The sequence below is a fragment of the Cupriavidus taiwanensis LMG 19424 genome (assembly GCF_000069785.1).
GTDB lineage: Bacteria > Pseudomonadota > Gammaproteobacteria > Burkholderiales > Burkholderiaceae > Cupriavidus > Cupriavidus taiwanensis.
In genome coordinates this window covers 500,354-512,825 of the sequence record NC_010529.1, presented here as the reverse complement: position 1 = coordinate 512,825, position 12,472 = coordinate 500,354, and the positions used below count along the sequence as shown (strand labels likewise).

General features: G+C 62.2%; 12 protein-coding genes and 1 pseudogene. 11 read left to right on the top strand and 2 right to left on the bottom strand.

Features of this window, described 5'->3' with window-relative positions; translation table 11 throughout:
• The first annotated feature begins 10 nt into the window (after nucleotides 1-10).
• Nucleotides 11-1,309: an ABC transporter ATP-binding protein gene (locus tag RALTA_RS28625; RefSeq protein ID WP_012354829.1), complete on the top strand. Its 1,299-nt coding sequence runs from the start codon at nucleotides 11-13 to the stop codon at nucleotides 1,307-1,309.
• A gap of 64 nt (nucleotides 1,310-1,373) precedes the next feature.
• A complete protein-coding gene (locus RALTA_RS28620; protein WP_012354828.1) occupies nucleotides 1,374-2,096 on the top strand; it encodes an MgtC/SapB family protein in 723 nt (240 codons plus the stop codon).
• A gap of 302 nt (nucleotides 2,097-2,398) precedes the next feature.
• On the opposite strand, the gene RALTA_RS28615 is transcribed toward RALTA_RS28620, so the two are convergent.
• Nucleotides 2,399-3,466 carry a DNA-binding protein gene (locus RALTA_RS28615; RefSeq protein ID WP_012354827.1) on the bottom strand — a complete coding sequence of 356 codons (1,068 nt, stop codon included), beginning with the start codon at nucleotides 3,464-3,466 and terminating at the stop codon, nucleotides 2,399-2,401.
• A 185-nt stretch (nucleotides 3,467-3,651) separates the two neighbouring features.
• On the opposite strand from RALTA_RS28615, the gene RALTA_RS28610 reads away from it, so the two are divergent.
• From RALTA_RS28610 to RALTA_RS30075, 5 genes are all read left to right on the top strand, one after another.
• Nucleotides 3,652-3,888, top strand: coding sequence for a type II toxin-antitoxin system Phd/YefM family antitoxin (locus RALTA_RS28610; RefSeq protein WP_012354826.1), 237 nt, complete (start codon nucleotides 3,652-3,654; stop codon nucleotides 3,886-3,888).
• Nucleotides 3,888-4,265 (top strand): type II toxin-antitoxin system VapC family toxin, encoded by a 378-nt coding sequence (locus RALTA_RS28605; RefSeq protein ID WP_012354825.1) that lies wholly within the window; start codon nucleotides 3,888-3,890, stop codon nucleotides 4,263-4,265. The genes RALTA_RS28610 and RALTA_RS28605 overlap by 1 nt, the downstream gene beginning before the upstream one ends.
• A gap of 100 nt (nucleotides 4,266-4,365) precedes the next feature.
• A complete protein-coding gene (locus RALTA_RS28600) occupies nucleotides 4,366-5,616 on the top strand; it encodes a tyrosine-type recombinase/integrase (protein WP_012354824.1) in 1,251 nt (416 codons plus the stop codon).
• Nucleotides 5,617-5,880: 264 nt separating this feature from the next.
• Nucleotides 5,881-7,443, top strand: coding sequence for a Fic family protein (locus tag RALTA_RS28595; protein WP_012354823.1), 1,563 nt, complete (start codon nucleotides 5,881-5,883; stop codon nucleotides 7,441-7,443).
• A gap of 358 nt (nucleotides 7,444-7,801) precedes the next feature.
• Nucleotides 7,802-8,107, top strand: a complete 306-nt coding sequence (locus RALTA_RS30075; protein WP_232348034.1) for a GSU2403 family nucleotidyltransferase fold protein — start codon at nucleotides 7,802-7,804, stop codon at nucleotides 8,105-8,107.
• A 32-nt stretch (nucleotides 8,108-8,139) separates the two neighbouring features.
• Here RALTA_RS30075 and RALTA_RS30070 read toward each other — a convergent pair whose 3' ends face one another.
• Nucleotides 8,140-8,400: a helix-turn-helix domain-containing protein gene (locus RALTA_RS30070; RefSeq protein ID WP_256461669.1), complete on the bottom strand. Its 261-nt coding sequence runs from the start codon at nucleotides 8,398-8,400 to the stop codon at nucleotides 8,140-8,142.
• A 465-nt stretch (nucleotides 8,401-8,865) separates the two neighbouring features.
• On the opposite strand from RALTA_RS30070, the gene istB reads away from it, so the two are divergent.
• The 4 genes and pseudogenes from istB to RALTA_RS28570 all read left to right on the top strand — a co-directional run bounded on the left by istB (nucleotide 8,866) and on the right by RALTA_RS28570 (nucleotide 12,436).
• Nucleotides 8,866-9,633 (top strand): IS21-like element helper ATPase IstB, encoded by a 768-nt coding sequence (istB, locus tag RALTA_RS28585; protein WP_012354821.1) that lies wholly within the window; start codon nucleotides 8,866-8,868, stop codon nucleotides 9,631-9,633.
• Between the two features lie 133 nt (nucleotides 9,634-9,766).
• Nucleotides 9,767-10,066 (top strand): tyrosine-type recombinase/integrase, encoded by a 300-nt coding sequence (locus RALTA_RS28580; protein WP_012354820.1) that lies wholly within the window; start codon nucleotides 9,767-9,769, stop codon nucleotides 10,064-10,066.
• Nucleotides 10,067-10,081: 15 nt separating this feature from the next.
• On the top strand, nucleotides 10,082-11,431 hold the full coding sequence (locus RALTA_RS28575) for a tyrosine-type recombinase/integrase (RefSeq protein ID WP_012354819.1): 1,350 nt from the start codon (nucleotides 10,082-10,084) through the stop codon (nucleotides 11,429-11,431).
• Nucleotides 11,431-12,436, top strand: a pseudogene (locus RALTA_RS28570) (tyrosine-type recombinase/integrase). The gene RALTA_RS28575 and the pseudogene RALTA_RS28570 overlap by 1 nt, the downstream one beginning before the upstream one ends.
• Nucleotides 12,437-12,472 lie beyond the last annotated feature (36 nt).

The window sequence follows — 12,472 nt, the reverse complement described above, 5'->3', positions numbered from 1 at the left end:
GGCAAACATAATGCAAAACGAAATCCTGACCCCTACCCAGAACATCCTGACCGTTCGCGACCTGAGCCACGGCTACGGCCGCGATCAGGGCAAGCGACTGGTGCTGGACGGCGTGAACCTAAAACTGCGCGAAGGCGAAATCGTCGGCCTGCTTGGTCGGTCCGGCTCGGGCAAGTCCACATTGCTGCGCATGATTGCCGGCCTGATTTCGCCCACGTCCGGCCAGCTTGACTACTGCGGCTCACCGATCAAAGGCCCAGCAGAAGGTGTCGCTATGGTCTTCCAGACCTTTGCGCTATTTCCGTGGCTCACCGTCCTCGACAATGTTGAAGCCGGCCTGGAAGCGCTTGGCGTGCCGCCGGCGGAGCGGCGTGAGCGCGCGCTTGCAGCCATCGACCTGATTGGCCTGGATGGCTTCGAGAACGCGTTCCCCCGCGAATTATCGGGCGGTATGCGCCAGCGTGTCGGCTTTGCCCGGGCCCTCGTTGTCAATCCGACCTTGTTGCTGATGGATGAGCCATTCTCGGCGCTCGACGTGCTGACAGCAGAGACCTTGCGTACCGATCTGCTCGATCTGTGGACCGAGCGCATGTTGCCGATCAAGTCGATGCTGATCGTGACCCACAACATCGAGGAGGCGGTGTTCATGTGCGACCGCATTCTGCTGCTTTCGTCCAACCCGGGATCTGTCGTTGCTGAGTTTCAAGTACCCTTCAAGCATCGGCGTGACCGCCTCGAGCCGGCATTCCGCGAACTGGTCGACGAGATCTACGCCAAGATGACGGCCCGCCCGACAAAGGGTGCCGCGCCAAGAAACGGCCTGGACATCGGCAGCCCTTTGCAGCCGGTTTCAACCAATCTGATGGCGGGCCTGATCGAGACGGTAGCCGCTGAGCCCTATCGGGGCCAAGCTGACCTGCCAGAAATCGCAGCCACGATGCACCTGGAAGTGGACGATCTCTTCCCCGTCGCCGAGATCCTCGGGCACCTCGGCTTCGCCGAGCTGCGCGAGGGCGATATTGTCCTGACCGTAGCGGGCTTGCTCTTCAATGAGCATGGTACACAGGAGCGTAAAGCCCTGTTCGCCGAACACCTGGTGCGGCGCGTACCAATGGCCGGCTATATCCGAACTGTGTTGGCTGAGCGAAAGGATCAGCAAGCCCCGCGCGTCCGGTTCGAGCAAAAGTTAGAGGATTTTCTGAGCGATGAGCTGGCTAAGCAGACGCTGGAGGCGATCATTGAATGGGGACGTTATGCTGAGATCTTCTCGTGCGATGACCATACGGAGCGGTTTTCGCTTGAAAGCTAATGCAATTTGGCTGTCCTCAAGCTGAGGCTGCCCACTCTGAGCCCGACTCTGACCAGTTCGAAACATGACCATTGAAGCCATCCAAAACATCAATCTGGATTCCCTGCTCGATACCAGTATCAGCGTGGCCGCGGCATTCGTGCTGGGTGCGATAATCGGTTACGAACGACAGTACCGCCAACGTACCGCCGGCCTACGCACCAATGTGCTGGTGGCTGTCGGCGCTGCCATTTTTGTAGATATGGCCAACCGGCTGGCCGGGCACGATGGTGCCGTGCGTGTCGTCGCCTACGTGGTCTCGGGAATCGGCTTCCTTGGCGCGGGCGTGATCATGCGAGAAGAAGGGAATGTGCGCGGCCTCAATACCGCTGCCACCTTGTGGGGCTCGGCAGCCATAGGTGCGTGTGCCGGCGCGGACCTGCTTCCGGAGGCTACAGTCGGGTGTCTATTCGTGCTGGCTGCAAATACGCTGCTGCGCCCCGTGGTCGACCGTATCAACCGTCAGCCCATCGATACGCCCGCCGTGGAGGTCACTAATACCGTCTATGTCATCGCTCCGCGGGAGCGCCAGAAAGAGGCAATGCGCTTGTTGGATGAGGCCCTGGAGGACAGCAATCATCCCACCCGCGACTTGGTGGTTCACGCCTTTGGTACCGACGACGTGGAGATCGAAGCCGTGCTGATGGCGACCTCAGTCGACGGGGAGAAGCTCGATCACGTTGTTGCGAGACTGGCAGCGTCCAGTGCTGTCAGCCAGGCTTTCTGGAGCCCCAGCACCACTGAGTGATTTGCTGCGGTAAGCCCTGTGTCGGCGAAAGCCATCACAGAGTCCTTTTTTCTGAAGTTAGAGCGGTCGACTGGATCAGTCATGTCCGCAATGGCCTCCGATTTACGGGCATCGGCCTCAGTTCGCTGGGTGTCCGGCGATGAGCGACCAGCGGTCATTCAAGCCACGGTTGGCGACATCCCTATATCGGTCGAGACGGACCGATTTGAGACGATCAGCATGCGGTTCCCGTGGCGCTTGATTTAGCGATGCAGCGTTCGAGGAGCGCGCATGGAACCGAATTCCTCTTTTAGATCAATGTGTTAAGCCATATTTGGCGAAAATTTCGCGAATTCCGGCCGACCCTCCTGACCGTCGCCTTGTTCTTCCGGCACGGTCGCCGCCGAACTGGCTGCCTTGCGCCGCCGGCCCCCTTCGCGTTCGCGCGGCGCGACGCGCAAGGTGGCCAGCAACTGGCGCGCGAGCGCGGCTTCCGCTTCGGCCCGCTCCGCCCGGCGCTGCGCCTGCTCGGTGGCCGCGAGCCGCTCGGCCAGCGCCGCGGCCTGTGCTTCCAGCTTCGTGCGGCCCTCCGCCTGCGCCACCGCCGCATCGCGCGCCTCGCTGCGTGCCACCGCCAGTTCGCCGCGCAGGTCTTCGGCCGTGCGCTCGCTCTTCTGGCGCGCGGTGCGCTCCTGGTCCAGTTCGCGCAAGCTGCGCCGCTCGCTGGCTTCGGCGCGTTCCTGCGCGAGCGTCACCGCCTCGCGCGCCCGCTCCAGCTCCGTCGAGAATTGGGTGCGCAGTTCCGCCAGCTGGCGCCCCGCCGCCTCCAGTTCCCCCCGCCCCGCTTCCCAACGCGCCCGCGTCGCGGCGTGCGCCTGGCGCTCGGCCGCCAGTTCGGCCTGCACGGCGTCGTGCGCCTGGCGCGCCTCGCCCAGCTGCGCCGAGAGCGCCAGCGCGTCTTCGCGCGCGACCGCGGTCTCGGCGCGCGCGGCATCGCGTTCCGATTCCGCGGCATTCGCTGCGTCACGCGCTTCGGCACGCAGCGTGGCGAGTTCCGCCGTGGCGGCCTCGTTGGCCGACTGCCAGATGGTCTGCACCGCCTCGGCGGCGATCTGCTTGAGGGGGTCCGGCAGGTCCGGATGGTCGATGGTCACGCGCGTGCGCCCGCGCAGTTCCTGCCAGAACGCCTGCAGCACCTCGGCGGGCGTGCCCATGCTGCCCTTGCGGACCAAGCTGTAGAGCTTGTTGGCGGTGGGCGTGACACCGTAACGGAAGAACAGCAGGCCGCAGACCTCGCGGTACAGCGCGCGGGTTTCGGGAAAACGGCTGCGTAGTTCGGTCAGGTCAGCCTGCAAGGCGGTGTCGGTCAGATCGAGGTCGGCGGCGGCCATCGGCAAAAAGCGTCGTTGAATTTATATATATTACTACGTAATACGTTATAGATGTAATTTCAATCGACAAAGTTTAGACATAAATCCGCTTATGTCTAGCGAATGCGCGGAGGATCTGGCATCTACGTAACCTTGCGGATCTGAACAGACTAAGCTAGACTAAGTTTCTCTTGCAGGAGAACACTATGCAGACCGTGAACATTCATGAGGCCAAAACCCACCTTTCGCGGCTCATCGAAGAGGTGGCGGCAGGCGACGAGGTCGTGATTGCGAAGGCGGGCAAGCCGGTGGTCCGGATCGTGCCGTTCGCCAAGCCAAAGCCCCCACGGCGCCTCGGCGGGCTGCTGGGCAAGATCCGCACGGCGGATGACTTCGACGCGCCGCTCCCCGATGACTTGCTGGCCGCCTTCGAAGGACGGTAATGCGCATCCTGCTCGATACCCATGTGTTCCTCTGGGCGGTGACGAATGACCCGAAGTTGAGCCAGAGCGCGCAGCGAATGATCCTGGAGGCCGAGGAGGTCTTCATCAGTGCGGCCAGCCTCTGGGAAATCTCCATCAAGGCGGGCCTCGACAAGATCGAAGTCGATGTCGACGAACTCATCGCTGAAATACCCGCCGCAGGCTTTCGCGAACTTCCGGTGACGAACACGCATGCAGCCGCAGTGCGTCATCTGCCAAACCACCATCGCGATCCGTTTGATCGGCTGCTGGTCGCTCAGGCGATCACCGAACCATTGCGACTGCTCTCGGCAGACGAACACGTCTGGAAGTATTCCGACCTCGTCATCCGGGTTTAGGGTCCACAGAAACTTCGGCAGTGGCAGCATAGCAGCCGAGGGCGGCCCGATTTGACCGCTCCCCCAGCTCCGCCGATTCTTGAAAATTCGGCGCCTACTCATGGAATTGCTTCCGCTCCCACCTTCGGACGGCCCGGCCGCCCCGCTCCCCACCGCGCTTCCCATCCCGCTGGAACGCCTGCGCCTGCCTCCGGCACTGTCTGGCGCTGCCGGCAGCAACCGCGCCCCGGACCGCGCCACCGGCATTGCCGCGGGCGACGATCTCGCCGCCGTCACCGCCTGGCTCGCGCGCTATGCCGACAGCGCGGCGACGCTGACCGCCTACCGGCGCGAGGTCGAGCGCTTGATCCTGTGGTCGGTACTGCAATTGGGCAAGCCACTGTCGTCGCTGACGCACGAGGACCTGCTCGCGTATGAGCGCTTCCTCGCCGACCCGCAACCGGCCGCGCGCTGGGTGCTGGCCGGCAGCAAAAAACTCGCGCGCAGTCATCCGGACTGGCGGCCGTTTGCCGGACCGCTGGCGCCCCGCAGCATTCGTCAGGCACTGGTGATCCTGAACGCGCTGTTCGCCTGGCTGACCGAGGCCAGCTACCTCGCCGGCAATCCGCTGGCGCTCGCGCGCCGGCGGCGCGCGCCGACCCGCCCGCGCATCAAGCGCTACCTCAGTCACGAACTGTGGGACGTGGTCAAGGCCACCATCGAGGCGATGCCGGGGACCGCCGACACCGCCACCGAGCGCGAACGCCTGCATGCGGCGCGCTGTCGCTGGCTGCTGACCGTGCTCTACCTGGGGGGTTTGCGCGCGGCGGAGGTCACCGGCACGACAATGGGGGCGTTCTTCTGCCGGCGCGACACCCAGGGCATCGAGCGCTGGTGGCTGGAAGTGACCGGCAAGGGCAACAAGACCCGGCTGGTGCCGGCCACCGACGAGCTGATTGCTGAACTGGCGCGCTACCGCCGCGCCCACGGACTGGCGCCGACGCCGCAGCCTGGGGAGACCCGCCCCTTGCTGCTGCCGGTCATCGGTCAGGAGAACCGTGAACGAGGCCTGTCACGCAGCGCGCTGCACCTGATCCTGAAGGAAGTGTTCGGCCTGGCGGCAGCGAGCCTGCGCGCGCGCGGACCCGAATGGGCGGCGCAGGCCGATGTCCTGGCCAGCGCCTCGGCGCACTGGCTGCGCCACACCGCCGGCTCCCACATGACCGACCGGCAGGTGGATCTGCGTTACGTGCGGGACAACTTCGGGCATGCGTCGATCTCGACGACCAGCGGCTACCTGCACAGCGAGGACGATGCGCGGCACGAGGCCACGCAAGTGCGGCATCGCATCGGCTGGACCAGCAAGACCTAAGGCGCCCCCCCGCCCGGCGAATGGCTCTTTGCGTCGATCGTGCGGGCAACTGAGATTGACACCCGACCCGATCGCGGCCTGCCCTTTTCACACCAGAATCTTGACCGCATGCGCCGCCGCTTGCTCAAGCGAAAGCGCTTGCTTCCGCCAAGCATGCGTTTCCAAAAGCGTTCGACGTCAACAACGAAGTGTCGTTTAAACGATAATCAAGAAATAGCGGAATTTTTAAACATCCGCAGGCCAAATTAAACGACGGAGTTCACGTTGAGCACGGAATGGATAGGGTACAAGTGGCTCGCAGAGCACTATCAGATAACCCCGGTACAGGAATTTCAGATTACCAGCGAGATTGGCGCCGCTCGGCGTTCCGTGGTCACCGAGGGTAAGACGCTGGAGATCTATCCCGCCGGTTCTCGCCAGGAGCCAACGCTGCAGGCCCACCTGACTTATGCGATCCGACAGGAAGGAGTCCATCTCGAGTTCCTGGCACGGCTCTTTGATGTACTTCCCCAGGGAGAGTTGGCTGCCTGGCTGAACAGCGAGCGCACCGGCCAGTATGCCAGACGAGTTGGATTTCTGTATGAATGGCTAACCGGCCGCCAGATCGCCGGCGTCGGGGCCGTGACCGGGGGCAACTACGTCGACGCGATTGACTCTGAGGCTTACTTTGCCGCGACGATACCCACTCGAAATCAACGTTGGCGCGTGCGCGACAACCTTCCCGGCAATCGAGATTTCTGCCCCCTGATTCGACGGACACCCGAAGTCAAGGCGGCACAGGACTACGACTGCGCCGCCCGGCTCGACGAGCTGAATGCCGAGTTCGGGGACAATGTCCTGATGCGCAGCGCCGTCTGGCTGACGATCAAGGAATCCAAGTCGTCGTTTGCGATCGAGCACGAGCAGGACCAACTGGACCGAATTCGCCGATTTGCGGCAGTCATGGAACGGCGGATCGGTGAATACCCCGCGCTACTGTCCCCGGATACGCTAGCCGAGCTGCAGCGAGAAATCGTTAGCGAGCGCAGCACTATTTCCCGTTTCGGGCTGCGGGCCTCGCCGGTGTTCGTTGGCGAAACGCATCGGTTTGAACAGATCGTCCACTATGTCGCTCCGCATTGGGATAGGCTGCGGGACCTGCTGCACGGACTTGAGGTCTTTCTGGAGCGCACCGCCGGGCAATCCTCGGTAATTCGGGCCGGCGCGGCCGCGTTCGCATTCGTTTTCATCCACCCGCTGGCCGACGGAAATGGCCGTATCCACCGGTTCATCATTAACGACGTCCTGCGACGAGATGGTGCCGTGCCGCGACCCTTCATCCTGCCGATCTCGGCTGTCATCACGGAGAAACCGCAGAACATCGCACGCTACGACCATATCCTTGAATGCTTCTCGAAACCATTAATGCGCAGGTACGGCAACCTTTGCGAATTTGCGCCCTCCCGCACGTTGTATCCGGATGGCATTCAATCGAACTTTGAGTTTGCCGGATATGACGCTGCACTACCGGCATGGCGTTACCCCGACCTAACTGTGCAGGTCGAATATATGGCCGACATCATCGACAAAACCATCCGGCAGGAGATGAGGACAGAGGCGGGGATTCTGCAGGAGTGGACAACCGCTCGGCGGATGGTGAAGGACATCATCGACGGTCCTGATGCCGATATCGATCGGATCATCCGCTCGATCAGGGACAATCAGGGTGCAGTCTCCAACAAGCTCCGAAAGGAGTTCCCCATTCTCGAGAATGACCAGATCGTGGCAGATCTGGTTGATAGTCTGAAGACTGCTTTCAAGACTTTCGATAGCGGATCCTCAAGATGACTGCGTTACGTGCGGGATAACTTTGGGCATTCGTCGATCTCCACGACGAACGGCTCCCTGCACAGCGAAGAGGATGCGCCGGGATATCAACCAGCCCGAAGGCGTGCACCGCCACGCGGGTTCAATGAAGGTTGCAGCAGGAACCTGCCTGCAGCGTGGCTGCAATGTCTCATCCGCAATGACACCATCGCGCGACTCAGTTGCCCCCTGCGGTGGATGCTCAAGGCCTGCATGATGCATGGGTTTCAGTATGAAATTTGCATATTGCACTTTTATACTGAAACCCCTTGGATCGTCGGATCGAGTTGGATAAAAATGCGCTGCGCCAGTAACTTGACGCGAAGACGATGTTCGAAGCGTGGTAATCCGCGCGCCGCAAGGCCACAGAAGTTCGCGGCGGCATGCTCTGCGAGATTATGAAGATGACCTCTGGGCAATCCAGGTGCGACGCCCAAATGTCCTGTTGGGGTCGCCTCCATTCTCTGCGCCCATCGTTTCCGTGACCGGAAGAATGGCGCGGATGACGACGATCAGTCCAGCCGCATTCGTCGACTTCGAGCGCTGGATGGCATCCACCCCAGAGCGCGATCCGCTCAAGGTATCTCGCGACAGGCTCCAGGCATCGATCGTGGAAGAGCTCGCCCACCGCCGGCTGGGTGTTTAGCAAGCCGCGCGTTGCCTGCCACATGCTGTTGTCTACTCTTCAACCCCGGCTTTCCGCTCCCTGGCTGCATTTTTGTCCATCTTGGCCGCATGAGCCGCTGCCTGTTCGAGCAACGCCGCATGCGCCCTCGGCACGACGAGCATCGTCAAACCCAGTCCGTCCATCACGCGCAGCGCGTGCGCCAGATTGACGCCCTTGCCGTTCTCCAGCTTGGACAGCATGCCAACGGAAACGCCACAATGAGTGGCGGCCTGGTCAATGGGCATACCTTCCCCTGCCCGCGTTGCCCGTATCCGGTCACCAAGTTAGTCAATGCTGCGGATGGTCGCGCGTGATGGTGGCGTTGGATCAGGAAGAGGCCTCGGCATAGGGCGAAATAAAATTTCACGAAAATGAAATTTTACCATCGCCGTCCACGCGCAATAGGAGCACCGCTTCGGTGTTGCCTTCGCCTTGGAAGCTGACAATGCTGTTGTGGGTAGCTGTCTGGTAGTTAATTGCATTTTTGATTTTTCGCGGCTTCCTGGGGTCATGACAAGAACGTGCTCGAAACCGGTCGCGATAGGCTGACCACGGCCCCTCCTGCCGAGTGGGTCAGTCCCGACCACGCACACCTGCGCGGCCCCAGCTACTACCAGTAACGCTGTCTGCCAGGCAGCACTAACTCCCGCGATTCACCTCAATGGCCCTCGCACACCGCTGGGCAGCCGCCACAGTCGATCTTGCTTGCCTGGCGCTCACAACCGGAACCCAATCTCATGATGACCCACACCACGCTCGCGCAACTGCGCTCACTCAAGCTCGACGGCTTTGCCGCCGCCCTGGAAGAACAGCTTGCCCAGCCCGGCGCCAGCGCGCTCGCCTTCGAGGAACGCCTGGCGCTGCTGATCGACCGCGAACTGCTCTGGCGCAATGACCGCAAGCTTGCCCGTCTCTTGCAGCGTGCCCGCCTCAAGTACCCCCACGCCACCATCGAGGATCTTGACGCCCGTCCAGGCCGCGGCATTGATCGGAAACAGGTCACCAGTCTCGCGCTGTCCGACTGGATCACAACCGGACATACTGTCCTGATCGGTGGCCCGACCGGCGTCGGCAAGACCTGGCTGGCCTGCGCGCTGGCGCAGTACGCCTGCCGCCGCGGGCATTCCGTCGCTTATCTGCGCGTGCCCAGGCTGGCAGAAGAGTTACGTATTCTGCATGGCAGCGGTGGCTTCGGCAAATGGCTGCTGCAGATGGCCAAAACCGACCTGATCGTACTGGACGACTGGGCGGTGGCGCCGCTGGACGCGGTCACGCGCAATGACCTGCTTGAACTCATTGACGATCGCGGCAGCAGCCGTGGGCTACTCATTACCAGCCAACTACCCGTCGAGCACTGGCATGGCTGGATCGGCGATTCCACCATCGCCGATGCGATCCTCGATCGTCTGATGCACCGTATTCACCGCATCACGCTGGCGGGCGATTCGCTCAGAAAGTCTGCTCAAAAAACGAGCACGACATCCAGCGGCAGCCACACTGCTTAGCTTGGCAGAGTAGAATCCGTCCCCGCGCAACACCCTCAACCCATCACCGGTCACGACGCCGGAATTGCCGGTCACAATCAGCCGGAAACTGCGGGGCCACAGCGGTCACGATAAAACGGAATCAGTGGTCACGATGCCGGAATCGTCGGTCACATTCACCGGAATACGCACCAACGGCTCAAGCCTGTACACCTCACTGCGCAGGCGGCTCGATGCTGCAGGCGTGCAAACCAATGGCAAGCGCGGACCGCATGCCTTCCGGCACGCGCGTGCCATCAGCCTATTGCGCGGCGGGGTGCCGCCCAAGCTGATTGAGGACGTGCTGGGGCACCGCTCATCAAGTTCCGTGTTGCCGTACCTGAAGCTCGCTGTCGATGAACTGCGCGACGTCTCCCTGGAGATCAGCGAACTCCTGACCGACGGGGCGCAATGAATACGTGGCTCGAAGATGAAGTGCGACGCGATCGAGCGTCACGTACATCACCTGGGGCTGCGCAGTCGCGATACGGCCAAGGTCTACCGTTGTGTTTTGCGCGGGTTCCAGCGTTTCGTGCGGCAACGTGGCGATGCCGCAGTCAGCACCTCTACGATGCAGGGATGGCTGCTGGAGCGCGCGCGGCACTCGCCTGTCCACATGGTGCTGCACCGGGCGTGCATCGTTGATCGCTTCCTAGATTATCTCCACTCGGAGGGCATGATTTCGCACAACCCACTGGCGGAGCTGCGCTCCTGCTATGGTCAACGATACGGCACGCCAATCGCGCGTGCGCTGCTCGCAGCCGAACCTCTGCAGGCGCTCGAGTCTCTGCGCCCGCCGGCTCGGTTCGCCAGCTTTCTCGGCGAGATGCTGCGCGAGCATGTGGAGCTCATGCGCGCGGTAGGCTACCGTTATGAGACACAGTCGGGCTGGCTCCTGCGTTTCGACCGGTTCCTGCAAGGTCGCCCGGAACTCCCCGGGCGACCGCCGGCGGTACTGTTGCAGCAGTGGGCCGCACAGGGCCGGACGCTGAATCACGCCTGGGAGTGCCAACAGGCGGGACGCGCCCTGTTGCGCGCATGGCGACGTGTCGATCCGAGCGTCGCACTGCCGCCGCCGGATCGTCGACTGAAGCACCGCATCGAATGGGAACGTCGGCGTCCGTACATCTATACCCCGCAAGAGCTGCAGTTGTTGTTCGACACCGCGCGCGCCTTCCCATCTCCTCGCGCTCCGCTCCGGCCACTTGCGCTGTACACAATGCTCGTACTCGCCTGCTGCGCCGGACTGCGTCTTGGTGAACTCGCGCGGCTGGATCTTGGGAACTTCGACCTCAGCACGGGCATGCTGGAAGTTCGCGAGACGAAGCTCTTCAAATCCAGAAGCCTGCCCCTGTCTGACAGTGTGGTGGCAGCGCTGCGCGAGTATCTCGACGCGAGACGACGCGCCGGAGCACCGCAGGACGGCGACAGCGGCTTGTTCTGGCATCAGCAGGCTGCCGGTCGCTACTCGCGGGTGATGATCGAGAAGTTGCTGGTGGCCGTGTTGAGACGCGCCGGGCTCAAGCCCGAACAGGGACGCTGCGGGCCTCGAATCCATGATCTTCGGCACGTTTTCGTCGTCTATCGGATGCTTTCCTGGTATCGCCAAGGAATCAATCCTCAGGCGCGGCTGCCGTACCTGGCAACCTACCTAGGCCACAAGGACATCAACTCCACGCTCGTCTACTTGACCGTGACGCAGGAACTGCTGCAGCTCGCCAGCGAGCGGTTTCGACATCTGGTGCTGCATCAGGTGCACATCCCCGGGAGAGCATCATGATGAAGCCGACCGATCCTTTCCCGCGACTGCTGCGGACCTTCTTCTATGAGCGGCTGGCAGAACAGCGCAACGTCTCCGCCCACACGATACGTTCCTACCGAGACGCCTGGCGACTGTTCCTGCGTTTTGTCGCTGAGCGCCGACGTTGTCGTGTCGCCGATCTCACGCTGCAAGCGCTAAACGCAACCGAGGTCGCTGCGTTCTTGCAGCACAGCGAGCGCGAGCGCAAGGTCTCTATCGGCACGCGCAAACTGTCGTCTCGCTGCGTTGCGCAGCTTCTTCAGTTTCGTCGCCGAGCGTGACCCCACAGCCATCGAGCAGTGTTCCGAGGTGCTGCGAATTCCGACTAAGAAGGCGCCGATGCCGGTGCGCCAGGAGCTCCACATGCACAAGATCGAGGCAATCCGGGCGCAGCCGGATCGCACCCAGCTGGAAGGACAACGTGATCACGTGCTGCTATGGCTCCTTTATAACACGGGTGCGCGGATACAAGAGGTGCTCAATCTTTGTCCTGCCGACATCCGATTCGACCCACCGAACTGCGTGCGACTGCTCGGGAAGGGCCGCAGGGAACGCATCTGCCCGCTGTGGCCAGAGATCGTCGAGTTGCTAAAGGCATTGCTGCAGCGGCAACCGTGCGCTAGCAACGAAAGGTTGTTTGTCAATCGATATGGCATGCCTCTGGGACCCTCGGGAGTCCGCTTCAAGCTCACGCAGTACGTGCGTAGCGCCGCTGCGGTTGTGCCGACGTTGGCATCGAATAAGATCTCGCCGCACACTTTTCGGCACGCGGCTGCGGTCCACCTGGTCGCCGCTGGCGTCGATGTCACCGTGATCCGGAGTTGGTTGGGGCACGCGAGCCTCGACACCACCAATCACTACGCCCAAGCAAATTTGGACACCAAACGCGAAGCCCTGCAGCGGCTGCAGCCGCATTCGAAGATCGACAAGCCACCACCATGGCGCCGCAACGAGGACTTGCTCACTTGGCTGGAATCGCTTTGAGCTGGCCTACCAAATCTGAAGGAACTGTCGCTGTTG

Excerpts from the sequence above, each read along its gene's own strand:
- RALTA_RS28625 (WP_012354829.1), top strand. The coding sequence starts at position 11 with ATGCAAAACGAAATCCTGACCCCTACCCAGAACATCCTGACCGTTCGC.
- RALTA_RS28620 (WP_012354828.1), top strand. The coding sequence starts at position 1,374 with ATGACCATTGAAGCCATCCAAAACATCAATCTGGATTCCCTGCTCGAT.
- RALTA_RS28615 (WP_012354827.1), bottom strand. The coding sequence starts at position 3,466 with ATGGCCGCCGCCGACCTCGATCTGACCGACACCGCCTTGCAGGCTGAC.
- RALTA_RS28610 (WP_012354826.1), top strand. The coding sequence starts at position 3,652 with ATGCAGACCGTGAACATTCATGAGGCCAAAACCCACCTTTCGCGGCTC.
- RALTA_RS28605 (WP_012354825.1), top strand. The coding sequence starts at position 3,888 with ATGCGCATCCTGCTCGATACCCATGTGTTCCTCTGGGCGGTGACGAAT.
- RALTA_RS28600 (WP_012354824.1), top strand. The coding sequence starts at position 4,366 with ATGGAATTGCTTCCGCTCCCACCTTCGGACGGCCCGGCCGCCCCGCTC.
- istB (WP_012354821.1), top strand. The coding sequence starts at position 8,866 with ATGATGACCCACACCACGCTCGCGCAACTGCGCTCACTCAAGCTCGAC.
- RALTA_RS28580 (WP_012354820.1), top strand. The coding sequence starts at position 9,767 with ATGCCGGAATCGTCGGTCACATTCACCGGAATACGCACCAACGGCTCA.
- RALTA_RS28575 (WP_012354819.1), top strand. The coding sequence starts at position 10,082 with ATGAAGTGCGACGCGATCGAGCGTCACGTACATCACCTGGGGCTGCGC.